This window comes from Nocardia terrae, assembly GCF_009760405.1.
Taxonomy (GTDB): domain Bacteria; phylum Actinomycetota; class Actinomycetes; order Mycobacteriales; family Mycobacteriaceae; genus Nocardia; species Nocardia terrae.
Window position 1 is genome coordinate 1912116 of record NZ_WRPP01000001.1, and the last position, 24143, is coordinate 1936258.

Consider the following 24143-nt stretch of genomic DNA (forward strand, 5'->3'; position numbering starts at 1 on the left):
CCATGGTCTTCGACTGGACCTCCGAACACGTGATCGTCACCGGCGGCTCCGAAGGCATCGGCGCGGCCGTCGCCGAGGCCTTCGCCCGCCGTGGCGCGGCCGTCTCCATCCTCGCGCGCCGCCGCAACCCCCTGCGTGAGCGGGCCGAGACCATCGGCGCGCAGTGGGCCACCGCCGACGTCACCCAGCGCGACGAACTCACCACCGCCATCAAGGAACTCGAACACCGCCAGGGCCCGTGCACCGTCCTGGCCTGCTGCGCCGGCCTCACCCTCCCGGGCCGCTTCCTCGACATCGACCCCGACGAATTCGACACCCAGATCACCGCCAACTACCTCGGCTCCGTCCACGCCATCCGCGCCGTCCTCCCCGGCATGACCGAACGCCGCAGCGGCCGAATCCTCCTGATCAGCTCCACCTCCGCCTTCCTCGGCATAGCCGGCTACACCAGCTACGGCCCCACCAAGGCCAGCATCCGCCAACTGGCCCTCTGCCTCCGCTACGAAACCGACCCCACCGGCGTCCACGTCGCCGTCCTCTACCCCGCCGACACCGACACCCCCGGCCTGACCCGCGAAAACCTCCGCAAACCCCCCGAAACCAAGGCCATCACCGGCTCCATCAAACCCCTCCCCGCCGAAACCGTCGCCCGAGCCGCCCTCCGAGGCTTGGAACGCAACCACCACCACATCACCACCGACCCCCTGACCCGCTTCTTCCTCCTCTGGGCCAACCTCCCCGAAGACCTGGCCCGCCCCTTCTTCCGCCGCTCGATAGCCAAGGCCCGCACCGCCGACCGCTAGACGGCCGCAACCACCGCCTGCACCCACCTGCTGATCGACGGGGAATCGGTGCGGTGGGTGGGCCTATTCGTGCACAATTCGCTGCCGGAAGGCGGCTTTCCGTCAGTTTCGGTGTCTGAGTGCACGTTCAGGCCCATGACCAACTGGTGCGGCCTTCGGTGGTGCGGCTCGCTGAGATCAACCGGCTGGCGGCAGGGAGTCAGTCCGGAATGCGGCGGTGCTCGGCTGGTTCGAGGAGGGGAATGGCGAAGCGGCACAGGGCTTCTGCTGCGTCGACGTTGCTCGGGCTCTTGCCAAGTGCCCGTTCGAGGGCGGCGGGGACGGGGGCGCCGGGCCAGGTGTGGCCCATGCCGTGAATGGTCCATGCCTCTACTCGGGTCCGGCCGACTCCGCCGGTGGTGATGCGGCGGGTGACGGCGAGATCGTCGGGGCCGGGGCCTGACGGTTGTTCTTCGATGGTCTCCGCGGTCGTGCATCGATCGAATTCGGACCAGCGGCGGGCTGTTTCGGCCAAGGAGAGGGTTCGGCCTCGCGGCCGGCCGTCCGGGGCGCGGCGTCGCGAATGCCCGCCCTCGATCGGGACTATCCGGTCGGCGGTGCCGTTGATCAACAGCGCGGAGACCGCGTGGGTCGGGCGTGAGTCGGCGATCGCGGCCGGGAGCCCGCCCGCGATCGCGCCGATGGCCGCCACCAGGTCCGAGGCTTCCAGTGCCATTCGGTGTGCCATGAACGCGCCGTTCGATATGCCCGCCACCATGACTCCGGCGTGTCCGGCCCCGTACCGATCGGCACACCACTCGGCGACTGCCCGCAGGAACGCGACATCGTCCACACCCTGTGTGTCGCTGCGGGTTACGCCGCGCCCGTCCGCCCACGCGCCGCCGCGGGCATTCGGGTAGGCCACCGCGATCCCATGCCGATCCGCGCACGCCCCGAACCCGTACACCCGCTGCGCTCTCGAATCCGCCAGCCGCTGAATCGGTCCGAACACCGACGACCGGTTCCCGTGCAACACCAACACCAGCGGCACCTGCGAGCTTGCGGTGGCCGGGAGTCGCAGCGCGAACGACCGCCGCCGCCCACCGACCCGCGAATGCACGGTTTCCATCGATACCTCACAGCAAGATAGACAGTAAGACTGTGCAGTTTACCTTGCTGATTTGCTTGCCATTCAGATGGACTCAGTCGAACAGTCGAGTGGCAGAACATGACTCCTGGCCGAATACGATCGGCGAAATGGATGTCTATGAGGCTGTGCGGAGCCGGCGGTCGATTCGTGCGTTCTCCGAGGATCCCGTGCCCCGGAGTGTCCTCGACAGGGTGCTGAATGCTGCTGCGCGAGCACCGTCGGGCGGGAATCTGCAGCCGTGGCATATCTATGTTCTGCGCGGTGATCGGCTGGCGGAGTTGAAGAAGCGGATCGCCGAGCGCGTGGCCGGGGGCGATTCCGGCGATGAGCGCGAGTTCGCGTTCTATCCGCCGCAGCTCGGGTCGCCGTATCGGGAGCGTCTGGCGGATATGGGCGCTCGCCGTTACGGGGCACTCGGCATCGCCGCCGCCGACACATCGGCCCGGGCGCGGGTTCGGGCCGAGAACTGGAACTGCTTCGGGGCGTCGACAGCGCTGTTCTGCTACCTGGACCGTGATATGCCGGCTCCGCAATGGGCCGATGCGGGGATGTATCTCCAGACGGTGATGCTGCTGCTGCGCGCCGAAGGGTTGCACAGCTGCACTCAAATCGCCTGGGCAGAATACCACCGCACCGTGAGCGCGGTGATCTCGCCGCCGACCGAACGAATCCTGTTCTGCGGCATGTCCATCGGCTATGCGGACAAGGAATCGACCCACCCCGCCATGCCTCGGGCTCCGCACGCCGAAACTGTGACCTTCCTGGAGTAGCCGATCAGCGGCGACGTTGGGCTGCGGCGCGGCGGCGTGCCAGTTCTTCGCGGTCGAGGAGGGTGGCCTGTTCGGGGGTGGGGGCGGTGCCGCCGAGGCGGGCGGGGACCCAGGGGGCGGCGGGTGGCATGTCGTAGTGCTGTTGGGCTCGGGTCAGGAGATCTGCCATGCGTGAACGCAATTCGGCGGTGAGGGCCTCGGGCGTGGTGGGGGTGTCGGCGGGGGCGTACAGGGGCTCGCCGATGCGGATGTGGATGGGAAAGTGGTGGCGGCCGAGGTGTTTGGGGATGTCTTTGGTCCAGATGCGGTGTGCGCCCCAGATCGTCATCGGGATGATCGGGGCGCCGGACTCGATCGCCATGCGAGCCGCGCCGGATTTGAATTCCTTCAGCTCGAAACTGCGGCTGATGGTGGCCTCGGGGTAGACCACCACGATCTCGCCGTCCCGCAGCGCGGTCACCGCGCGCTCGTAGGATTCCGCACCGTGGCCACGGTCCACACCGATCGCCTTGCACTGCTTCATCAGCCAGCCGACGATGCCGTGCTCGAGCTCGGCCTTCATCATGTAGCGCACGTTCCGGCCGGAATTGCGGCCCACCAGCCCGACCTCCATGAAGTCCAGGTAGGCGGTGTGATTGACCGCCAGGACCGCCCCGCCGCTGCGCGGAACATGCTCCTGCCCATCGATGTCCACCCGCAGACCCTGCGCCCGGAACACCCCGCGGACCAGCGCGGTCAGCACATCGAACACCGGTTCGCGCACCATGACACTCCTCGTACCTCGGCTCTCAGCCGCCATAGCCCAGCGCATGCCCGGGCGGGTCGGCGCGGAAGAGATCCCGCGCCGACCATCACCCTTCATGATCCGCCGGCCGCGAGTTCGGTCAAAGGTGGCCGGGTCGCACAGCCTCAGCTCAGCTCTTCTCGAATTCGTAGGTGTAGAACATGATTCCGTCGCCTATGCGGCGGAGGTCGGTGAGGTGCATCGGGTGGGGTTCGGTGAGGTCGTCGAAAAGGCGTCGGCCCGAGCCCAGGACGACGGGGAAGACGCAGAGACGGAGTTCGTCGACCAGATGGTGTTCGATCAGGGTGTGGATGAGGGTGTAGCTGCCGTAGACGAGGATCTCGCCGTCGACCTCGGCTCTGAGGGCTGAGATCTGCTCCACCGCATTACCGTTGAGGACGGTGGAGTTGGGCCGGGCGGGGCTGTCGCCGGTCGTGGAGACGACGTACTTCGGCATGGCCAGGACGCGGTCCTGCCATTCGCCGGGGCGTTCCCGGACGCCGAACCAGGTGTCGGTTCGCCTGCCCAGCAGGAGCGCGTCGGCGTCGATGGCCTGCCTGGTCGAAAGGGCGTCCCAGGCGGCGACGTCGGCCTCGCCGAAGCGGTAGAACCAGCCGCCGCGGTCGAACCCTTCCTTGCCGTCGGGGTCTTCGACCACGCCGTCGAGGGTGGCATTGGTGGTGATGACGATCTTGCCCACGGGGTCCTCCAGTGTTCGTTGTTGCTTGCATTCGGGTAGACGCCGGGGCGGCAAGGAAATTGGGCGTGCGGGCACCGCCCAATTCGCCGCATCGGCGGCGTCTGCATGTACGGGTGCGCCGAATGCTGCCCGCGAGAAGAGGAAGGCGAGGACGCATGTCGATGGAGGACACGACGGATCTGATCGCCCGGGCTCGGGCCGGTGACCACGACGCGTTCCGCGATCTGGTCCAGGCGCACGCCCACGAGTTGCAGGTGCACTGCTACCGCATGCTCGGATCCCTGCAGGACGCCGAGGACGCACTCCAGGAGACCCTCGTGTCCGCCTGGCGCAATCTCGGCGAATTCGGCCAGCGGTCCTCACTGCGGACCTGGCTCTACAAGATCGCGACCAATCGGTGCCTGAGCATGCTGCGCGCCGACAGCCGCCGCCCCCGCACCGCGCACGCGCTGCCGGAGGTCCCTCTGCCCGAACCCACCGGCACCGGTGACGCCCCGCCCTGGTTGGAGCCCTACCCCGACGTCCTGCTCGCCGACCAGCGTCCCGGACCGGAAGCCCGCTACGAGACCACCGAGGCCATCTCGCTGGCCTTCATCACCGCCTTGCAACTGCTGCCCCCGCGCCAGCGCGCCGTGCTCGTGCTGCGCGACGTGCTCGGCTACCACGCGTCCGAAGCCGCCCAGATGCTCGATGCCACAGCGGAATCGGTGCAGAGCGCCCTCAAACGCGCCCGCGCCACCGTCGACGACCACCTGGCGGGCACCGGTCGCCCGCTCGCCCGCCGACCCGACACCGCCGCCGAGCACCGGCTCGTCGCCCGGCTCACCGAGGCACTGGAACGCGCCGACCTGGACGCGTTGATCGCACTGCTCGTCACCGACGTCAGGCTCGCCATGCCCCCGGTCATGCTGGAGTACCACGGCATCGAATCGGCCCGGCGGCTCTTCGCCGCCGTCGTCTTCCGGCCTGGCCGCACCTACCGCGTGGTGCCCACCCGAGCCAACGGTCAGCACGCCTTCGGCCTGTATGTCGCGGACCCCCACACCGGTGTCCACCACGCCTACACCCTGCTGGTCATCGACACCGACGGCGATCACGTCACCGCCATGACGGGCTTCAGCAACACCACCCTCATGACGCGTTTCGGACTACCCCGAACCCTCCCCGAACCGGATTGACAGCCCGGGCAACTACCCTCGAGCCATGAGCGAGCGGGTGGTGGTCGTTGGCGCGGATGCCGCGGGGATGGCGGCGGCGTCGCAGGCGCGGAGATTGAAGGGGCCGGGGGAGCTCGAGATCGTCGCGTTCGAGCGCGGGCATTTCACGTCGTATTCGGCGTGCGGGATTCCGTACTGGGTGGGCGGGGACGTCGCCGGGCCGGACGCGCTCATCGCGCGGACGGCCGCCGAACATCGGGCGCGCGATATCGATCTGCGCATGCGCAACGAGGTCGTGGAGATCGATGTCGCCGGGCAGCGAGTGCGCTCCCGCGACCTCGAGTCCGGGAACGAAAGCTGGACCGGCTACGACAAACTCGTGCTCGCCACGGGTGCCACGCCGATCCGGCCCGACCTGCCGGGCATCGACGCGGACGGCGTACACGGAGTGCAGACGCTCGATGACGGGCAGGCGCTCATCGACACGCTCGAATCGAATCCGGGCCGCCGCGCGGTGGTGGTGGGCGCGGGCTACATCGGCGTGGAGATGGCAGAAGCGTTGATCAACAGGGGATTCCAGGTCACCATGATCAATCGCGGTGCCGAACCCATGTCCACGCTCGATCCCGATATGGGTGTGTTGATCCGTAAAGCCATGCAGGGCATGGGAATTCAGATCGTCGGCAACGCCGAGCTGACAGCCGTACGCACCGACGAGCGGGGCCGGGTCACCGCCGTCGCCACCACCGACGCCGAATATCCCGCCGACGTGGTGGTTCTCGGCATCGGTGTGCGGCCCGCCACCGACCTCGCCCGCGCGGCCGGACTCCCGCTGGGCGCGTCCGGCGGACTGCTCACCGATCTCGCCATGCGGGTGCGCGGGCACGAGAACATTTGGGCGGGAGGCGATTGCGTGGAAGTGCTCGACCTGGTCTCCGGCACCGAACGCCATATTCCGCTCGGCACGCACGCCAACAAGCATGGGCAGATCATCGGTTCCGGCGTCGGCGGCGACTACGCCACCTTCCCCGGGGTGGTGGGCACCGCGGTCAGCAAGGTCTGCGATCTGGAGGTCGCCCGCACCGGTCTGCGGGAACGCGACGCGCGGGCGGTCGGACTGCAGTTCGTCACCGTCACCATCGAATCCACCAGTCGCTCCGGCTATTTCCCCGGAACCACCCCCATGACGGTGAAGATGCTGGCCGAACGCCGCACCGGCCGCCTGCTCGGCGTCCAGATCGTCGGCCGCGAAGGAGCGGGCAAGCGCATCGACATCGCCGCCGTGGCGCTCACCGCCCGCCTGACCGTCGACCAGATCGTCGCCCTCGACCTCGGCTACGCCCCGCCCTTCTCCCCGGTCTGGGATCCCGTCCAGGTCGCCGCCCGCAAGGCCGTCACCGCCGTCCGCCGCGACGCCACGGGCGGCTGACGCGCTGTGCCGTAAGCGAACTCAGCGGAGACCGGCGAAGAGGTCGGTCTCCCGGTCCGGGGCGGCCGTGACGCGATTGGCGTGCCGCAGAAAACTCTCGCTGGAGAACATCAGCTGCTGCAGTTCGGCGGGCATGTTCAGGAACGGCACGCTGTCGCTCTGGCTGGCGTGCGCCTCGAGGGCCTTGATCTTCTGCTGCGCGTAAGGGGCGACATCCACCACCGTGGTGATCCGATCCATCGGAATGCCGAAGTCCGCCGGCGGGTCGAAGTCGAGCATGCCCTGCGCCCGCAGCGTCTTGAACATCTCCTGCGAGCTCTCGCGTGGAATCGCGGTGTAGTAGAGCTTGTCCGGAATCCCGGTGGCCGCGGCCGCCGCCAGCGTGATGCGGTTGGCCTGAATATGGTCGGGATGGCCGTACTGACCGTTCTCGTCATAGGTGACGACGACCTGCGGGCGGTAGTGCCTCATCAGATCCTCCAGCCGCGCGGCCGACCGCTCGACGGGAATGTTCCAGAACGCCTCCGGGTCCCGATTGCCATCCCAGCCGTCCATCCCCGAATCGCGATACCCCAGCAGCTCCACCTGCTCGATCCCCAACAGCCGCGCCGACTCCCGCAACTCCGAAAGCCGCTGCGCCCGCACCGCGCTCGGATCATGCCCCGGCTCCCCGGGCTTCACCCCACCCGGCGCATCGCCCTGTTCCCCATTCGTACAGGTCACCAACACGGTCCGAATCCCCTCGGCCGCGTACCGCGCGAAAACCCCACCGGTGCTGAGCACCTCGTCATCCGGATGCGCGTGCACAGCCATGATCGTCAGCTGGTCTGTCATGAGTCCCCATCCTGATGCACTCGGCGATTTCGTGATCTCACTCTACGAGTGAACGCCGGGACCCGGATCGATGATTCCGGTAGGGGCGGGATCAGGCAGGTTGCGGGTCGAGGTGGACGCGTAGGACGTCGCCGCGGCCGGTTGCGAGCACGAGGTCGCGGTCGGAGTCGGGGACGGGCGCTACGGCGGAGAGCGGGTCAGCGGTGAGCAGGGGGCAGCTGGCGTGGGTGCCGGGGTTTGTGCGGAGGAGGGTGCCGGAGCTGGTGGCGGTGTAGAGGTAGCCGTCGGGGCCGGGCGTCAGATCGTCGGCGAGCAGTGTGTCCATGACGGTGGTTCGGCGGGCCGGGGCGGCGATCGGGATGCGGAGCAGTTTGCCCTGCGGGGTGAGGTAGACCGTGGTGTAGACGGAATCACCCTGGACGGCAAGGCCGTTGACGCCGAACAGTTCCGCCTGCGCGGACCACTGGGTGTCCACCGTGCCGTCGGGGCGGACCCGGACCACGCCCTTCCCGGTGTCGGCGATGTAGAGGTTGCCCTCGGGGTCGAACGCGGCGCCATTGGCCATGGTCAAGCCATTGACGAAGGTCTCGGGGACCGGCGCGTCGGCGGTCGGATCGAAACGGACGACACCGCTGTCGTGGGCGCCCGGCAGGAAGTTCAGCGAGTTGTCGCCGTAGACGACGTACAGGAGATGATCGGGGCCGAGGCGGATCGCGCCGGGGGAGGCGACCGGCACGGTCGCGGTGACCCGGCCCGCGCTGTCCAGGCGCTGCACCACGTTCCGGTACAGCCGGGCGACCCACAGGTTGCCCTGGGCGTCGAAACCGAGATTCTCGGCCCAGTCGGCGAACGGGATCGTGGCGGTGGCGACGGTGGTCACCGTGACAGCCGGGCACGAGATCGGTTGGGATCGTGCGGTTCCCGGGAGCGCGACACCGGTCGCCGCCAGGGCGAGCAGCGCCGCGGCGGTCGAGGCGATCCGGTGCGTACGGGCGAGTGGATTCACGATCGGAGACGATAGGCAGCCCGAACACCCGGTTGCCTGGGTGCGCTGCACCCTGTCTCAGCCCAGCCGGGCCAGGGCGGCGGCGGTGGGGCTGCCGGGCTCGGCGTGATAGACCATCAGTCGACGGCCCGCGCTGCCGCGCACATCGAAGGATTCGTAGGTCAGCAGGAGCTGACCGACCTCGGGGTGCAGGAACTCCCGGGGCTCGGTCGTCGCGTTGCACAGCGTGTAGGAATGCCACAGCTCGGCGAATTCGGTACTGGCTCCGACGAGTTCGGCGATCACTTCCGCCAGGCGTGCGTCCTCCGGATAGAGCGCGCCCGCCTGCCGGAAGCCCGCCACGATGGCTCGGCACGTCCAGTCCCAGTCGACGCAGAATCGGGGCGCGTCCGGTTCGAGGAAGATCATCCGCGCCATGTTGTCCCGGCACGCGAAGCTCGAGAAGAACGCGTCCGCCACGGCATTGGTGGCGAGAATGTCCATGGCCGGGTTCAACACCAGCGCCGGCGCGGCCGGATAGCTGTCGAGCAGGTGACGCAGCGCCGGGCCGACCGGTTCGTCCGGACGCGGCCGCCGCCCGGGCGGCGCGACACCCGCGAGGCGATACAGGTGGTCGCGCACCTCCTCGTTCAACCGCAGCGCACCGCTGAGCGCCTCCAGCATCTGCGCCGACGGTCGGCGCTCCCGTCCCTGCTCGAGCCGGGTGTAGTAGTCGATGTTCATCGCGGCGAGCTCGGCGACCTCCTCGCGCCGCAGCCCCGCGACCCGGCGTCGGCCGTGCGAGACCAGCCCGACCTCGTCGGGACGTCGGGCCGCCCGGCAGGCCCGCAGAAACTCCCCGAGTTCGTTCGACATACAGCGATCCTCACCCGCCGCGCGGCGCGAGACCAATCAGGTGGTCGGGGAGTTGGTTCGCACTGACGGCGACCGGGGCGGAGTCGCGGGTGCGGGCGGATCCTTCGGCGCAGGCGCGGGCGCGATCGAGGGCATCGGTGTGGTCGTCGCGGTGTCGCGGTGGCGGCGGTCTCGCCACCAGGCGCGGATCTGGGCGAGGCGGGTGGCCCGGGCGGGCCAGAACTCCTGCACGCTGGCATTGAATTCGGCCCCGAGGATGATCGCGAACGCCAGGAAGAAGGTGAACAGCAGGAAGGCGATCGGAGCGGCGAGCGCTCCGTAGGAGATGCCGGTCCGCGTGACCCAGGTCAGGTAGCGGCGCAGGCCCTCGCTGGCGGCCATGAAGAAGACGCCCGCGACGAGAGCGCCGCCGAACAGGCGGTGCCAGGGGAGGGTGCGGTGCAGGGCCGTCTTGTAGAGGAAGGTCAGACCGACGATCAGCAACAGACCGGTGCCCGGGTAGTAGAAGGTGTCGATCAGGCGCAGGCCTGGCTCCCGCCAGGTGTGGGGCAGGACCCGGCCGATGATGGTGGGGCCCAGGGCGATCAGGGGCAGCACCAGCACGGCGATGATCAGAAAGGCCACATACAGCAGCAGGGCGAAGATGCGCTGCCAGACCGGATGGCGGGCCGTGGCCTGCCCGTGCGCGGCGGTGATCGCGTCGACGAAGGTCGCCATCGCCGACGAACCGGCCCACAGCGACAGCACGAAACCCACCGACACCACCCCGCCGTGCCCGCGCTGCAGCACATCGTTCACCGTCGGCTGCACCAGGCTGTCGACCACGCTGGGGCTGAACGCCTTCCGCGCGAACGCCACGATCTTGGACTGCACGATGCCCACGGTGTTCGGCCCGAACCAGTGCCCGACGTAACCGAGGCTGCCCAGCAGACCCAGCAGCAGCGGCGCGAGCGAGAGCGTCTGCCAGAACGCGGCCGCCGCCGACTTGTTGAAGATGGAATCGTCCCACGCCTTCACCGCGGTGTGCACCACGAGCTGGCGGATGCGGCCCCAGCGGGTGGCGGCGAGCACGACGGGCGCTGCGGGCGCGGGCGCGTCGGCGTGTTGCGGAGATTCGTCGTGCGCGTTCATCGTGGCCTAAGCATCGCCTACCAGCGGTTCGAATGGGAGCGGACCCGCAATGTGTCGTGGCGCACTCGAACCCACTGTGTCGGATTGGAAAGCTGTCGGGATGGATCGCTACTCTCTACCGAGTGACTTCGGGTGGTGGCGGTTCATTACGTGCATGGCAGCGCAGGGCACTAACCAAGTATCTGACAGCCAAGCCACGCGATTTCCTTGCCGTCGCCACGCCCGGCGCGGGTAAGACGACCTTCGCGTTGCGGGTGGCTGCCGAGCTGTTGAACGACCGCACGGTCGACCAGGTGACAGTGGTCGCGCCCACCGAGCACCTCAAGCACCAGTGGGCGGCCTCGGCCGCGCGCAACGGGATTCAGCTGGACTCGAACTTCTCCAACTCGACCGGGTCCACCTCCTCGGACTATCACGGCGTGGTGGTCACCTACGCGCAGATCGCCTCGCACCCGTTCAAGCACCGGGTGCGCACCGAGAACCGCAAGACGCTGGTGATCATGGACGAGATCCACCACGCCGGTGACGCCAAGAGCTGGGGCGAGGCCGTCGAGGAGGCGTTCAGCGACGCCACCCGCCGCCTGCATCTGACCGGTACCCCGTTCCGGTCCGACGACTCGAAGATCCCGTTCATCACCTACGAGCGCGACGAGTCCGGTTTCGAGAAGTCGCGCGCCGACCACACCTACGGTTACTCCGAGGCGCTGGCCGACGGCGTCGTCAGACCCGTGGTCTTCCTCGCCTACTCCGGCGAGGCGCACTGGCGCGACAGCGCGGGCGAGGAGTACTCGGCCCGTCTCGGTGAACCGCTGAACGCCGAGCAGACCGCCCGCGCCTGGCGCACCGCCCTCGACCCCGCCGGCGACTGGATGTCGAAGGTGCTCACCGCCGCCGACACCCGCCTGCGCCAGCTGCGCGCCACCGGCATGCCCGACGCGGGCGGCCTGGTCATCGCCACCGACCAGGACAAGGCGCGCGACTACGCCGAACTGCTGGAACACATTTCGGGCACCAAGCCGACCATCGTGCTCTCCGACGACCCGGACTCCTCCGACCGCATCGGCGCCTTCAGCAACAACACCGACCCGTGGATGGTCGCGGTGCGCATGGTGTCCGAGGGTGTCGACGTGCCGCGCCTGGCCGTCGGCGTCTACGCCACCTCGGCGTCGACTCCGCTGTACTTCGCGCAGGCCATCGGCCGTTTCGTGCGTGCCCGCAAGGCCGGTGAGACCGCCAGCGTCTTCCTGCCCTCGGTGCCGGTCCTGCTGGATCTTGCCGCCCAGCTGGAACTGCAGCGCGACCACGTCATCGGCAAACCGCACCGCGAGGCCAACGCCCTCGAGGACGAACTGCTCATCGACGCCAACAAGCAGAAGGACGAGCCCGGCGAGGAGGAGAAGAAGTTCGTCGCCCTGGCCGCCGACGCCGAACTCGACCAGGTCATCTACGACGGCGACTCCTTCGGCACCGCCACCTTCGCCGGCAGCGACGAGGAAGCCGACTACCTCGGCATCCCCGGCCTCCTCGACGCCGACCAGATGCGCGCCCTGCTCCGCGAACGCCAGTCCCGCCAACTCCAGGAACGCAGCGCCGCCGCCGCGGCCCCCACCGGCCCGTCGGTCGAGGCCGCCGCCGAACGCGCCGCCACCTCCGACCGCCTCTCCGAACTCCGCCGCGAACTCAACAGCCTCGTCGCCATGCACCACCACCGCACCGGCAAGGCCCACGGCGTCATCCACGGCGACCTACGCCGCGAATGCGGCGGCCCCCCAACCGCGTTGGCCACCGCCGACCAACTCTCCCAACGCATCGCGGCCCTCCGCCGCCTCTGACCTACACGATGCGTAGCTCGACCTGCACCGGGTCGCCGACCTCCAACTCCTCGGCGACCCGGACCGCTTTCTTCACCGGCATCACATAGGTGGTGCGATCGGGAAAGATCGAGGTGGACCACCGGCTGCCGCCCACGGTGACCTTCACCTTGATCGACCCGAATCCCTTGGCGGTATGGCCGTACCGCGCCTCGATCTCATCGGCGACGGCCTCGGGCAGGCTCACGAAGAACCACGAGGCGCGAGCCTCCCACTCCCAGAGCTCGGCCGTGAACGAGTACGTGGAGATCGCCATGTGCCGACCGTAACGGCCAGGTACGACAGCCCCGCCGTGCGCACGTCAGCGATCCTGATCGTGGCGGATCGGGTCCGGTCAGCCGAAATAGGTTGCCGGGTCGAGGGCGTCGATGGGGGTCCAGCGGGGGATCGAGACGGGCATGTCGGTGTCGGGGGGTGGCGGGGTGCTGCGGTAGCCCTGGAGATCGAGGGCCAGCCAGGGGGTCTCGTCGATGAGGCGAACTACTGCGTAGCAGGTGGCGAGCATGTGGAGACAGCGGGGGTTGCGGGCTCGGCAGGAGCAGTCCGAGCCGGCGAGGATCGGGGTCAGCGAGATTCCGGCGGCTACGGCGGCGGCGTGGAGGTCGTCGCTGAGAGTGAGGGTGTCGGCGGGGAGCAGCGCGGCGAGGGCTTCGATGGTGGTGCGGGGGAAGGTTGTCAGTTCCAGGTGGGTTACCGAGGCTTCGGTGCCGCGATGGATGTGGGATCGGACTACCGTGCCCTCGATTTCGGTGCGGACGCCGTTGTTGCGGGCGATGCTGCGGGCGCGGGGGAGGAGGGGTTCGGGTTTGGTGAGGCGGAGGGGTTCGGCGAGGCGGAGCCAGTCGCGGCCCCAGGCGGTGTAGCCGAATTCGTTGTCGGGCATGTCAGTTCCCCCGCTTTCGGCGTAGCAGTTCCATCAGGCGTTCGTCGTCGAGTCGCGAGAGTTCGGCGACGCCCGCGGCGTCGGTGAGGTCGGTGAGGGCGGATTTGCGGTCGTGCATGCCCGCGATGTGTTCCTCGATGGTGGTGCCCGAGGTCAGGGTGGTGACGGTGACGGTGCGGGTCTGGCCGATGCGGTGGGCGCGGTCGGAAGCCTGGGCCTCGACGGCGGGATTCCACCAGCGGTCGAAGTGGATGACGTCGGCGGCGCGGGTCAGGGTCAGGCCGGTGCCCGCCGCCCGCAGGCTGAGCACCAATATCGGTGGGCCGTCCGGGGATTGGAAGTCGGCGACGATCTCGCCGCGCTGCCGCTGGTCGAGCCCGCCGTGGAAGAACGGCACGGTGACCCCGAACTCCTCAGCGCAGTGCCGCACCAGCAGCTCACCGGTCTGCCGGTACTGGGTGAACACCAGTGTCGGCGCGTCCGATTCGAGATTGCTGGCCAGAATGTCGGAGCAGGCGTCGAATTTGCCGGACCGCCCGGCCAATTCGCCCAGCTCCCCGGTGATCAGCCCCGGATGGTTGCACACCTGCTTGAGCTCGGTCAGCACGGCCAGCACCCGGGTGTGCCGCTGGGTGCCGGTGCCGAAACCGGCCGCCTCGGCCCGATCCAGCAGCTGGTCGTAGAGCCGCTCCTGCTCGGCGGTCAGATCGCATACCAGATCGGTCTGGATCTTGGGCGGCAGGCTGGCGGCCACCTGGGACTTGCGCCGCCCCAGCACGATCGGTTCGAGGGCGTCGCGCAGCCGCAGCACCGCGTTCGCCGACCCCTCGCTGATCGGCCGCACGAACCGCCGCCGGAACTGCGCCTTGTGCGTGAACTCCTGCGGCACGACCAGATTCAGCAGCGCCCACAACTCGTCGAGGTGGTTCTCCACCGGTGTACCGGTCAACGCGACCCGAGCGTCGGCGTCGATGGCCCGCGCCGCCTTCGCCACCTGGGTGAGCGGATTCTTCAGGAACTGCGCCTCGTCGAAAACCACGCTCGCCCACCGCTGCCCGGCCAGCGCCTCCCCGTGCCCGCGCAGCGTCGGGTACCCGGTCACCACGATGGTCCCCGCCTCGGCCGCCGGCCGCTCCCCGCCCTTCCAGGCCATCGCCCGCAGTCCGGGCGCGAAGCGTTCGATCTCGTGGGCCCAGTTGCCCACCAGCGAGGTCGGGCACACCACGAGTTGTGGTCCGTCCCCGGCCCTCCCGAGCAGATACCCGATGGCCTGCACGGTCTTGCCCAGCCCCATCTCGTCGGCGAGGACCGCCCCGCCGTGCGCCGCGGTGGTCTCGTGCAGCCAGGTGATGCCCCGCGCCTGATACGGCCGCAGCTCCGCCTTCAACTGCGAGCGCAGCTCCGCCCCGAGCGTGACGGTCGCCCGCAACGCCCGCAATGTCCGTCCCGCCGACACGACGGCGGTCCCGGTCGCGTTCGGCACGGCGTGCGCGGCCGTGGGCAGTCGCCGCGCCTCGACGTCCGTCTCGAGTGCTTCCCGTAACAGCTGTATCGATTCCCCCGGGTTTTCGATAGCAAGAGTGAATAACCGTTCCGGTTCTACGAGAGCGCATTCCACGTCCGTGACGCCGATGCCGTCACGGTCCGGAACGGCCAGAGCGAGGGTCTCCACCTCGCCCAGGTCCTTCGGTGCGCGTCCGGGGGCGTGGCCGTTCCACGTCCAGAGCGCGAACATATGTCGATCCTGCAGGTAGGTGGCTTGCGAGGTCTGCGGCACCCATCCGTTGTACCGGGTCGATCATGCTGTGTGCACATGACGATTCTCGCGTTGCGCGCAGCGGGTTTCGCGTGTCCCAGGCCACGGATGTGGCCCACAGCACATACAATTCGCTTCCGCTATGACCGCTTCGCATGCCCTGACACAGCAACAGCGGGCGACCTGCTGGTCGCCCGCTGCCGGGTTTTCTGTTGGGAAGATTCAATTGTCGAGCGGGCTCCCCGGAGGATGTACCACTGCCTCCGGGTTGGAGGAGCTGTTAAAGCGCCGGTGCCGACTCCGTGTCGATCACGGCCTCGAGCGCACGAAGACGGTCCATGTGCTCGTTGGCGTGATGCTGGCAGAAGAGCAACTCTCCACCTGCGGGAAGGGTTGCGCGCACGCGCGCAGCTGCCCCGCAGCGGTCGCAACGGTCGACCGCGGTCAGTGGGGTGCTAGTCAGGGTTCCTGGCATGACTCCTCCGTCCTGGCTCCGGGTGTTCGCACACCGTTCGCCTGGTGTGGGGGTCCGCGGGCCTTCCCGCGAACCTCGCTACCGCTACTTCCCAGCAGTGGCTGATGACTACTCTGTCAGACGTTCGGCAGGAGGTCTTTGTTCCCGTTGAGTTTCCCGTGTGTTTTCAGTAACACGACCTGGGATTTCGCTGAAAGCGAACAGGTCTTGGGAATAGGGCCCTGCATTTTCTCCGGAAGAGAGGAGAGCGCGACACCTCCTGTTCGAACACGCTGATCGAGTTGTCTACCGGGAGACTACCCGCGGCCACCGACACTCACACCACGATTGATCCTCGAGGCCGGGACGCCAGCAAACCGTAATCAAGGCGGGTGGATCGGAGACCTGATCGCGACCGGCGTGACCTCGGGACACGTGCCGGCGGCGGTACGGTACCGGGGTACCCGGTGCGGGAGCTGTTCGCGGAGCGCGAACAGCTACCCGGCTCAGAACCAGGACTCGTCGAGCTCCAGCGTGGTGCGGTCGCCGGAGTCGAGCAGGTCGAATTGCGGTGTGGTGCGGGGCAGTTCCCAGCGGAAGAAGTACCGGGCGGCCAGCCGCTTGCCGCGCAGGAACGCCTCGCGATCCCGGTGCTGCGCGTCGCGCGCGGGCAGCCCGTGCGCGGTCACCGCCTGCTCCAGCCAGATCCAGGCGAGCACCACGTGCCCGAACGCCTCGAGGTAGACCGCCGAATTGGCCAGCGCCGCCTCGGGATTGCCGTCGCGCCACAGACCCGCCGTGGTGCCTGCCAGCCGCGCGGTGGCCGCCTCCAGGGCGTCGGCGAACCCGGCCAGCTCCGGGTCGCCGGTGCCGCGGGCCCGGCCGATGCTCGCCGCCATGGTGTCGAGCAGGGCGGCCAGGGCCGCGCCGCTGTCCAGGGTGACCTGGCGGCCCAGTAGATCCATGCTCTGAATGCCGTGGGTGCCTTCGTGAATCGGATTGAGCCGGTTGTCGCGATAGTGCTGTTCCACGTCGTAGTCGCGGGTGTACCCGGCCCCGCCGTGGATCTGGATGGCCAGATCGTTGGCGGCCAGGCACCACTGGCTGGGCCAGGACTTGGCGATCGGGGTCAGGATGCGCAGCAGGGTGCCCGCGCGGGCCCGTTCGGATTCGGTTGCCGCGGTGCGCTGTTCGTCGACCAGCGTGCCGCAGTACAGCTGCAGCGCCAACGCCCCTTCGGCATAGGACTTCTGGGCCAGCAGCATGCGCCGCACGTCCGGGTGCTCGATGATCGGCACCTGGGCTCCGCCGCGCGCGGCCACCGGACGCCCCTGCGGGCGGCTGCGGGCATATTCGAGCGACTTCAGGTATCCGGTGTAGCCCAGCGCCGTGGAGGCCAGGCCGACGCCGATGCGCGCCTCGTTCATCATCGTGAACATCTGTGCCAGACCCTGATTCGGCTCGCCCACCAGATACCCGACCGCCCCGGGCTCCCCGCCGGGGGTGAAGTTGCCGTCACCGAAGACCGGCGCGGTATTGACGGTGCCGCGCCACCCCATCTTGTGGTTGATGCCCGAGAGCGCGACATCGTTGCGCACGGTCGGATTGCCGTCCGCGTCGGGCAGGAACTTGGGCACGATGAACAGCGAGATGCCGCGGGTCCCCTCGGGCGCTCCGGGAATGCGGGCCAGCACCAGATGGACGATGTTCTCCGAGAGCTCGTGGTCGCCGCCGGAGATCCACATCTTGTGCCCGAACACCCGGTACGAGCCGTCCCCGGCCGGGACCGCGCGGGTGGTGATATCGGCCAGGCTGGACCCGGCCTGCGGCTCCGACAGCGCCATGGTCCCGAAGTTGCGCCCCTCCAGCATGGGCCGCACATAGGTGTCGATCTGCTCCGGACTGCCGTGCGCGGCAAGTAGATTCGCATTGCCGGTGGTGAGCAGCACGTAGGAGGCGGTGCCGACATTGGCGGCATGGAACCACGACATGCATGCGGTGTAGACCGAGTGCGGTAGTTGCATGCCGCCGATCTCGTAATCCATTGCCGCGCCGACCATCCCGGAATCGGCGAACGCCTTCAACGCCTTGCCGACCGCCGGGATGATGCTCACCCGCTCGCCGTCGAAGGTGGGCTCGTGCAGATCGTTGTCGCGATTGTGCGGCGCGAAGTAGGTGGTCGCCAGATCCTGGCACAGTCGCAACACCTGGTCGAACGTCTCGCGGGAGTGGTCGGCGAACCGCTCCCGGTCCGTCAGCCGCTCCACGTTCAGCCAGTCGTAGAGCAGGAACTCGATATCACCGGCGGACATGATGCAGGACGGATTCATACCTCTCTCCTACCAGACCGCCGATTGATACACCAGCGAGGGTATGTCTCAATCTCTGTTCGCTGGTGTCACCGCGGACCGCTAACGAGTCCTGACCGGGGCGCGGCCGCGGTGGGCCCGGCCGAAGTGGCCGGGCGATTGGCCCTTCCAGGTGCGGAAGGCGGAGGCGAAGGCGGAGACGCTGGCGTAGCCGAGGCGGTCGGCGGCCTGTTCGACGGTCAGGCCCGCGATGAGCAGTTCCTCGGCGAGCATGCCGACGGTCTCCAGACTCAGTTCGCGGAAGGTGGTGCCTTCCTCCGACAGGCGCCGGCGCAGGGTGCGGACGCTCACGTCGAGGTCGGCGGCGATGCGGGCCTGGTCGGCGGAACCGCCGTGGCGGATGAGCAGTTGGCGTACCCGGCCGGACAGGCCGGAGCGGCTGCGGCGGGATTCCATGAGGTCGGTGCACTGCTGCTCATAGAACCGGGCGGTCGACAGATTCGCCTGGGGTAGCGGGGTTTCCAGTGTGCTGGTCTGAAAGGCCATGCGGGACTGGGGAGCCGAGAAGGTGACCTCCTCGACGCCGAACACCGCGCCGAACATCTCGTAGATGGGGTGCGCGTCCACGTAGAGCTCCACCCGCACGGCGGGAACCCGGATCGGGATGAGGTCCTGCTGGATGGTGGCGATGGCGGCCAGATCGCGTTCGAGGGTGAAGCGGCGGATCTCCTCGGGCAGCATGCTGTCGTCGCGGACGACCCACACCTCCGCGCCCCGGTTCTCGCTGTAGTGCCGGGCGGCGGTGAACGACAGATCGGCGTAGCGCAGCGCAATGTCCATGGCGTGCCGCAGATTCGAGCTGCTCATGAGCGCGAAGCCGAGGACGCCCATGGACGGCGGATGGCAGAGCAGCCCGGCCAGCAATCCCATGCCGGGTTCGTCGTCGGTGGCCGCGACGACATTGCGCAGCACGCAGAACTCCTGGGCCATGGTGATTTCGGCCGAGGGGTCGCGCAGGTTGGCCTCCCGGATCCCGGTGTCGCGCAGCACCACCTCCGCCGGGATACCGCGGCCCAGCGCGAAATCGGCCAGCAGCGCGGTGCTGAAGATGGAACGCAGCGGCACCAACTCTTCGCTCACTCAGGAAGTCTCGCAAACTCTGGGCTTCCGCATGCCCGTTACCGGCCGGTAAGTTGCCTGGTGCGGCCCATATTCGCCGATTCCTGGCCGATTGGAAGCTGGTCGGCCGAAACCCTCACCCATACGGTGAGATTCATGCGCACCGCGCAAAACTCATATAACCAGGTGCCGGATGCCGGAAAGGTCCGCCCGCCCATGCTCACCGTGATCGCACCCGCCGACGGCCGGGTGGTCGACACCATCGCCACCGACACGCCCGAACGCGTGCGTGCCACCGTGACGCGGCTGCGGGAGAACGCCGCGCTCTGGCACTCGCTCGGGGTGGTCGGTCGGATCCACTGGTTGACCTTGTTCCGAAACTGGTTGCTGGACAACCGGGATGCCATGGTCGAGCTGCTGGGCGCGGAGACCGGCAAGACCGAGTCGGAGGCCGATGCCGAGTTCGGCCTGGCCCTCGATGCCCTCGACCACTATCGCGCGCACGGCGCGGAATTCCTGGGCGGGCGACACCCGCAGGTCGCCCTGCGTCCGGGGGCGGCCATGCAGCTGGCCGTCGCGCATCCGGCGGGCGCGGTGGTCGGGGTGATCGGGCCCTGGACCTACCCGCTGGCCTTAGCCGTGTATGACGCCGTACCCGCGCTGGTCGCGGGCGCCGCGGTCGTGGTGAAACCGTCCTCGGAGACGCCGCTGACCCTGCGGGCGCTGGCCGCGGCGTGGGGGAGTCTCGGGGCCCCAGCGGTTTTCGAGTCGGTGTCCGGGCCCGAAGCCGGACCCGCCGTCCTCGATTCCGTGGATTATGTTCGGTTCACCGGCAGCGTGGAGACCGGGAAAGTGGTGGCCCTGCGCGCCGCCGCCCGTCTGATTCCGTGCTGCCTGGACCTGGGCGGCAAGTCCGCGGCGGTCGTTTTGTCCGATGCTGATCTGGACAGGGCGGCGGCCAGCATCGCGCTGGGCGGACTGGCGAACAACGGGCAAAGCTGCAACTGCGTCGAGCGCATCTACGTCGAGGCACCCGCCTACGACGCCTTCCTCGACAAGCTGGTGACCGAGGCGGCCGCCTTCGGTCCGATCCTCGGAGACGAGATCGGCACCGGCGTCATGACTTCGGCCGCACAGGTCGATCTGGTGCGCGACCAGGTCCGAGACGCCCTGCTCAAGGGTGCGACCCTGCGCTGCGGAGGAACCGGGGCGGATCACGTCTTCGAACCGACCGTGCTCGCCGACGTCGATCCGACCATGTCCGTGCTCACCCAGCAGACCCTGGGCCCGGTGCTGCCCGTGGTCCGGGTGGCCGACGCGGGGGAGGCGTTCGAACTGGCCCGGCGGTCCCCGGCCGGACCGTGTGTGAGTGTCTGGACCGCCGACACCGTGGCCGCGGCTCGCGCCGTGGCCCGCTTCGCCCCGGCCCGGGTCGGCGTCAACGACGTCTCTCTGCACGTGGCCCGGCCGCAGCCGTTCTGAGCGTGACTGCCGCGGAATCGGCTGTCCCGCAGAGTGATCCGATGAAACGACGATACCCCCGGCGCCCTCCGGGGGTATCGACGAAGACATCACGGCCGGGCGGCCGCTGAGCGGGTTTAACCGAACGAGCCGCCGGTCGCGGCGCAGCCCGCGCCGCCGGATCCCGAGGACAGCGGGTTGGCGGCGGAGACGGTGACGGTGACGGACTTGCTGCTGAGCGGCTGGCTCGCCACGATCGTGTGCGAACCCGCGGTCTTCGGGTACCACTTGATGGTCGCCTGGTTGACGCCGACCGACGGCGCTGCCGAGCCGATGCTGTCGCCGTTGTCGGTGAAGTTCACCGGGATCAGGTCGCCGGTGACGTCCACGTTCGCCGTGATGACGTCGGCGCAGCCGACGATCGGGCTGTTCGACGCCAGCTGAACGTTGATGACGAAGGCGCTCGCCGACGGCGCCGCCAGTGCCGCGGCCGTGGCCAGTGCGCCGATCGCGCCGACTCCGAAGCCGAACCGCTGTATGTTGCCCATTTGGTGTACCTCTCGCATGTATCTCGCGTCGGCGTGACACCGACGCGAGCGAAATATAAGCGTTTCACTTACTGTGTGGGAGAGTTTCGGGAACTTTCTCTCGTCGACCTGCGCATAAGGTGGATCGAGTGGGAACCGAACAGGACACGACGCCGACGACACTGCTGCATATCTGCTCCCGGGCGGAGTGGGAAAACGCCCGCGCCGCAGGCGAATACCGCACCCCCGACCTGCCCGAGACCGGATTCATCCATCTCTCCGCGCCCTACCAGGCCCATCTCCCGGCCAACCGGATCTTCGCCGGGCGCACCGATCTGGTGCTGCTGCACCTGGACCCGGCCCGGCTCGACGCACCGGTGAAGTGGGAGCCGGGCGTGCCGACCGACCCGGACTCCATGCGCTTCCCGCACCTCTACGGTCCGCTGCCGCTGGCCGCGGTGCTCGAGGTGACCGACTTCCGGCCCGGCCCCGACGGCACCTTCGCCCCGCTCGCGGCGAACTGATCACCGCCCGGACACAGCTCCCGGGGTTTGCGCCGGGTTGTCCTAATCTGGACGGCGTGAACGTCGATGTGACAGCGCTGCCCGGTATCGGTGTACGGAAGGACTTCGAAGTCCGGTCGGGACGGCGGATCGGGGTGGTCGCGCACCGGGACGGCGGCATCGATCTGATCGTCTCCCAGCGGGACGATCCCGACGCCTGCCTGGCGCAGGTGCCGCTGACCCCGGACGAGGCCGCGGTGATGGCGAATCTGCTGGGCGCGCCGCAGCTGGTGCAGCAGCTGCGTGACGAACACTCCGACCTACCCGGGATCACCACCAGACAGTTGAGCATCAGCGGTAGCTCGCCCTATCGCGGGCGCAGACTCGGCGACACCGGCATGCGGACCCGCACCAAGTCGTCCATCGTCGCGATCATGCGGGCGGGTCAGGTGCAACCGTCACCGGGACCGGATCAGGTGCTCGACTCCGGGGACATCCTCGTCGTGGTCGGCACCGAGCACGGGCTGGACGCGGCCGCTCGCATCCTGGCCGACGGCTGACGCTGTGGATTCGACCGGTCTAGCCCTGTTCGAACTCGGCGCGATCTTGTTCGCGCTCGGCATGCTGGGGCGACTGGCCGCCCGCTTCGGCATGTCGCCGATTCCTCTCTACCTGCTCGGCGGCCTCGCGTTCGGCGAGGGCGGCATCGTGAAGATGCGGGCCGCCACCGAATTCGGCCACATGGCCGGCGAGATCGGCGTGGTGCTGCTGCTCCTGCTGCTCGGATTGGAGTACACCGCAGCCGAATTGGTGACCGGTCTGCGCCGGTCCTGGGTGGCGGGTCTGCTCGATATCGTCGCCAATGCCACACCCGGCGTGGTGGTCGCGCTGATCCTGGGCTGGGGCCCGGTCGGCGCGATCACCATGGGCGGCGTCACCTATATCTCCTCCTCCGGCATCGTCGCCAAGGTGCTCAACGACCTGGGCCGTCTCGGTAACCGCGAGACGCCGGTCATCCTGTCGATCCTGGTGTTCGAGGATCTGGCCATGGCGGTGTATCTGCCGATCCTGACCATGATGCTGGCCGGACTGAGCTTCGCCGAAGGCATGCGGTCGCTGGCCATCGCGCTGGTGGCGATCACCGTGGTGCTCATCGTGGCGCTGCGCTACGGACGCTACGTCTCGGCCGTCGTGGACAGCAACGACCGGGAAGTGTTCCTGCTCAAGCTGCTCGGCGCGGCGCTGCTGGTGGCGGGCGCGGCCTCGGCGCTGAACGTGTCGGCGGCCGTCGGCGCGTTCCTGCTGGGCATCGCCATCTCCGGCTCGACCGCGCACGAGGCGGCGAAACTGCTCGAACCGCTGCGGGATCTGTTCGCGGCCATCTTCTTCGTGGCCTTCGGGCTGAGCACCGACCCCCGGGCGATCCCGCCCGTCCTGGGCTGGGCGGTGCTGCTGGCGGTGGTGACCGCGCTGACCAAGATCGGCACCGGCTGGTGGGCGGCCTCGCGGCAGGGGATCCGCCGCATGGGCCGGGCGCGTGCGGGCGCGGCGCTGGTGGCGCGCGGTGAGTTCTCCATCGTCATTGCCGGACTGGCGGTTTCGCTGGGCGGCGTGGATCCGCGACTGGCGGCGCTGGCCTCGGCCTACGTGCTAATGATGGCCGTGCTCGGCCCGGTCGCGGCGCGCGTCGTCGAGCCCGCCGTCCGGTTCGTCCAGCGCGACCGTAGGCGTCCCGACCCCGTGCCGGGCTGAATCCGGCACAGCCCCTGCTGAATCCGGCACAGCCCCGGCTGAATCCGGTACAGCCTCGGCCGAATGCGCTACCGCCGCGGCCGAATGCGCCGCGGCCTTGCGCTCTCGCACCGCGACCAGGCGGTGTGCGAGCGCCAGCGCGATCGCGCCCACCGTGAAACCGATGAGCAGCGCGAAGAAATGGCCGTAGTCGGTGAAGGTGCGCCCGTGATAGACGCCGTAGGCGTACCAGGACAGCACGCCCAGCGCCCACAGCCAGCGGGCCGGGCCGCGCAGCCGGAAGGTGAGCGCGGCCAGCATGGCCGAGATCCCGTAGCTGGGGCCGACATCCGAGGCGAAGGCCACCCGGGTCGGGATCAGATGCTTGTCGATCTTGTGCGAGATGCCCAGCACCGTGATCAGGGTGGCTCCGACATGCCCGATCGCCACCACCAGGATCCAGCGCAGCGAACCCAGCCAGCGTTCGGCCAGGGCCATCAGGGTGACCAGGATGAGGATGTCGCCCCACGGGAATCCGCCGTCGGTCCAGAAGGCCGAGGCCACCAGCACCTGGATCGGATCCTTTTGCATGTTCCGCAGATTCGTCGACGCGGAGAAGATCAGCCGGCGGCCGACGATATCGCTGGCCCCGCGCAGCGTCCACCAGGTGATGAACAGGGTGAAGGCGTAGGCGATGCACGCCGGGGTGACCGCCAGCAGATCGCGGTAGGCCTGGACGGCGCGCCGCAGCGGATGCGGTTCGTCCTCCCACCAGACGCGAAAGGCGCGCATCTCCGCGAGTGGATCGACGGTGCGCAGCCAGGGCGGCTGATACGTGCCCAATCCCATTCGGCCATGGTATCCCGAGGTCACGGGCCGCCCCGGCAGAGCGCCCGACCGACTGGCGGTTCGGCACGCGTAACGCGCATTA

At 68.7% G+C, this 24143-nt stretch carries 24 protein-coding genes; 9 read left to right on the forward strand and 15 right to left on the reverse strand.

The window, feature by feature from the left end:
- Positions 1-2: 2 nt before the first annotated feature.
- Positions 3-803, forward strand: a complete 801-nt coding sequence (locus GPX89_RS08855; RefSeq protein WP_157386711.1) for an SDR family oxidoreductase — start codon at positions 3-5, stop codon at positions 801-803.
- 199 nt (positions 804-1002) lie between these two features.
- On the opposite strand, the gene GPX89_RS08860 is transcribed toward GPX89_RS08855, so the two are convergent.
- On the reverse strand, positions 1003-1911 hold the full coding sequence (locus GPX89_RS08860; protein WP_157386712.1) for an alpha/beta hydrolase family esterase: 909 nt from the start codon (positions 1909-1911) through the stop codon (positions 1003-1005).
- 128 nt (positions 1912-2039) lie between these two features.
- Between GPX89_RS08860 and GPX89_RS08865 the strand changes: the two genes are divergently transcribed.
- Positions 2040-2702, forward strand: a complete 663-nt coding sequence (locus GPX89_RS08865) for a nitroreductase (RefSeq protein ID WP_157387182.1) — start codon at positions 2040-2042, stop codon at positions 2700-2702.
- Positions 2703-2706: 4 nt separating this feature from the next.
- Here GPX89_RS08865 and GPX89_RS08870 read toward each other — a convergent pair whose 3' ends face one another.
- Positions 2707-3468 carry a lysophospholipid acyltransferase family protein gene (locus GPX89_RS08870; RefSeq protein WP_157386713.1) on the reverse strand — a complete coding sequence of 254 codons (762 nt, stop codon included), beginning with the start codon at positions 3466-3468 and terminating at the stop codon, positions 2707-2709.
- 148 nt (positions 3469-3616) lie between these two features.
- Complete coding sequence (locus GPX89_RS08875; RefSeq protein ID WP_328601613.1) at positions 3617-4186, reverse strand: dihydrofolate reductase family protein; 570 nt, start codon at positions 4184-4186, stop codon at positions 3617-3619.
- 161 nt (positions 4187-4347) lie between these two features.
- Here GPX89_RS08875 and GPX89_RS08880 point away from each other — a divergent pair, with 161 nt between their 5' ends.
- On the forward strand, positions 4348-5364 hold the full coding sequence (locus tag GPX89_RS08880; RefSeq protein WP_198347312.1) for a sigma-70 family RNA polymerase sigma factor: 1017 nt from the start codon (positions 4348-4350) through the stop codon (positions 5362-5364).
- Positions 5365-5389: 25 nt separating this feature from the next.
- A complete protein-coding gene (locus tag GPX89_RS08885) occupies positions 5390-6772 on the forward strand; it encodes an FAD-dependent oxidoreductase (protein WP_157386715.1) in 1383 nt (460 codons plus the stop codon).
- 21 nt (positions 6773-6793) lie between these two features.
- On the opposite strand, the gene GPX89_RS08890 is transcribed toward GPX89_RS08885, so the two are convergent.
- From GPX89_RS08890 to GPX89_RS08905, 4 genes are all read right to left on the reverse strand, one after another.
- Positions 6794-7606, reverse strand: coding sequence for a PIG-L family deacetylase (locus GPX89_RS08890; protein WP_157386716.1), 813 nt, complete (start codon positions 7604-7606; stop codon positions 6794-6796).
- A 91-nt stretch (positions 7607-7697) separates the two neighbouring features.
- Positions 7698-8612, reverse strand: a complete 915-nt coding sequence (locus GPX89_RS08895) for an SMP-30/gluconolactonase/LRE family protein (protein ID WP_157386717.1) — start codon at positions 8610-8612, stop codon at positions 7698-7700.
- Positions 8613-8669: 57 nt separating this feature from the next.
- On the reverse strand, positions 8670-9467 hold the full coding sequence (locus GPX89_RS08900; RefSeq protein WP_157386718.1) for a helix-turn-helix transcriptional regulator: 798 nt from the start codon (positions 9465-9467) through the stop codon (positions 8670-8672).
- Between the two features lie 36 nt (positions 9468-9503).
- Positions 9504-10598, reverse strand: coding sequence for a YihY/virulence factor BrkB family protein (locus GPX89_RS08905; protein ID WP_157386719.1), 1095 nt, complete (start codon positions 10596-10598; stop codon positions 9504-9506).
- A gap of 122 nt (positions 10599-10720) precedes the next feature.
- Between GPX89_RS08905 and GPX89_RS08910 the strand changes: the two genes are divergently transcribed.
- Positions 10721-12430 carry a DEAD/DEAH box helicase gene (locus GPX89_RS08910; protein WP_328601614.1) on the forward strand — a complete coding sequence of 570 codons (1710 nt, stop codon included), beginning with the start codon at positions 10721-10723 and terminating at the stop codon, positions 12428-12430.
- A 1-nt stretch (position 12431) separates the two neighbouring features.
- Here GPX89_RS08910 and GPX89_RS08915 read toward each other — a convergent pair whose 3' ends face one another.
- The 6 genes from GPX89_RS08915 to GPX89_RS08940 all read right to left on the reverse strand — a co-directional run bounded on the left by GPX89_RS08915 (position 12432) and on the right by GPX89_RS08940 (position 19011).
- Complete coding sequence (locus tag GPX89_RS08915; protein ID WP_157386721.1) at positions 12432-12725, reverse strand: DUF1905 domain-containing protein; 294 nt, start codon at positions 12723-12725, stop codon at positions 12432-12434.
- A 78-nt stretch (positions 12726-12803) separates the two neighbouring features.
- On the reverse strand, positions 12804-13352 hold the full coding sequence (locus GPX89_RS08920; RefSeq protein ID WP_157386722.1) for a hypothetical protein: 549 nt from the start codon (positions 13350-13352) through the stop codon (positions 12804-12806).
- Position 13353: 1 nt separating this feature from the next.
- Positions 13354-15087 carry a DEAD/DEAH box helicase gene (locus GPX89_RS08925; protein ID WP_157387184.1) on the reverse strand — a complete coding sequence of 578 codons (1734 nt, stop codon included), beginning with the start codon at positions 15085-15087 and terminating at the stop codon, positions 13354-13356.
- Between the two features lie 301 nt (positions 15088-15388).
- Positions 15389-15583 (reverse strand): DUF7455 domain-containing protein, encoded by a 195-nt coding sequence (locus GPX89_RS44425; protein WP_040809921.1) that lies wholly within the window; start codon positions 15581-15583, stop codon positions 15389-15391.
- 485 nt (positions 15584-16068) lie between these two features.
- Complete coding sequence (locus GPX89_RS08935) at positions 16069-17892, reverse strand: acyl-CoA dehydrogenase (RefSeq protein ID WP_157386723.1); 1824 nt, start codon at positions 17890-17892, stop codon at positions 16069-16071.
- A gap of 81 nt (positions 17893-17973) precedes the next feature.
- Positions 17974-19011: an AraC family transcriptional regulator gene (locus GPX89_RS08940; RefSeq protein WP_157386724.1), complete on the reverse strand. Its 1038-nt coding sequence runs from the start codon at positions 19009-19011 to the stop codon at positions 17974-17976.
- Positions 19012-19146: 135 nt separating this feature from the next.
- Between GPX89_RS08940 and GPX89_RS08945 the strand changes: the two genes are divergently transcribed.
- Positions 19147-20472, forward strand: a complete 1326-nt coding sequence (locus tag GPX89_RS08945) for an aldehyde dehydrogenase family protein (RefSeq protein ID WP_157386725.1) — start codon at positions 19147-19149, stop codon at positions 20470-20472.
- A gap of 116 nt (positions 20473-20588) precedes the next feature.
- Here GPX89_RS08945 and GPX89_RS08950 read toward each other — a convergent pair whose 3' ends face one another.
- Complete coding sequence (locus GPX89_RS08950; RefSeq protein ID WP_157386726.1) at positions 20589-20999, reverse strand: Ig-like domain-containing protein; 411 nt, start codon at positions 20997-20999, stop codon at positions 20589-20591.
- A 119-nt stretch (positions 21000-21118) separates the two neighbouring features.
- Between GPX89_RS08950 and GPX89_RS08955 the strand changes: the two genes are divergently transcribed.
- Genes GPX89_RS08955 through GPX89_RS08965 form a run of 3 tightly spaced genes read left to right on the forward strand, consistent with a single transcriptional unit; the run spans position 21119 to position 23233 of the window.
- Complete coding sequence (locus GPX89_RS08955; protein ID WP_407939345.1) at positions 21119-21502, forward strand: DUF952 domain-containing protein; 384 nt, start codon at positions 21119-21121, stop codon at positions 21500-21502.
- 56 nt (positions 21503-21558) lie between these two features.
- Positions 21559-22041, forward strand: coding sequence for a cation:proton antiporter regulatory subunit (locus GPX89_RS08960; RefSeq protein ID WP_328601616.1), 483 nt, complete (start codon positions 21559-21561; stop codon positions 22039-22041).
- A 4-nt stretch (positions 22042-22045) separates the two neighbouring features.
- Positions 22046-23233 carry a cation:proton antiporter gene (locus GPX89_RS08965; protein WP_328601617.1) on the forward strand — a complete coding sequence of 396 codons (1188 nt, stop codon included), beginning with the start codon at positions 22046-22048 and terminating at the stop codon, positions 23231-23233.
- Here the strand turns inward: GPX89_RS08965 and GPX89_RS08970 are convergent.
- Positions 23132-24061 (reverse strand): rhomboid-like protein, encoded by a 930-nt coding sequence (locus tag GPX89_RS08970; protein WP_198347313.1) that lies wholly within the window; start codon positions 24059-24061, stop codon positions 23132-23134. The genes GPX89_RS08965 and GPX89_RS08970 overlap by 102 nt on opposite strands.
- Between the last annotated feature and the right edge of the window lie 82 nt (positions 24062-24143).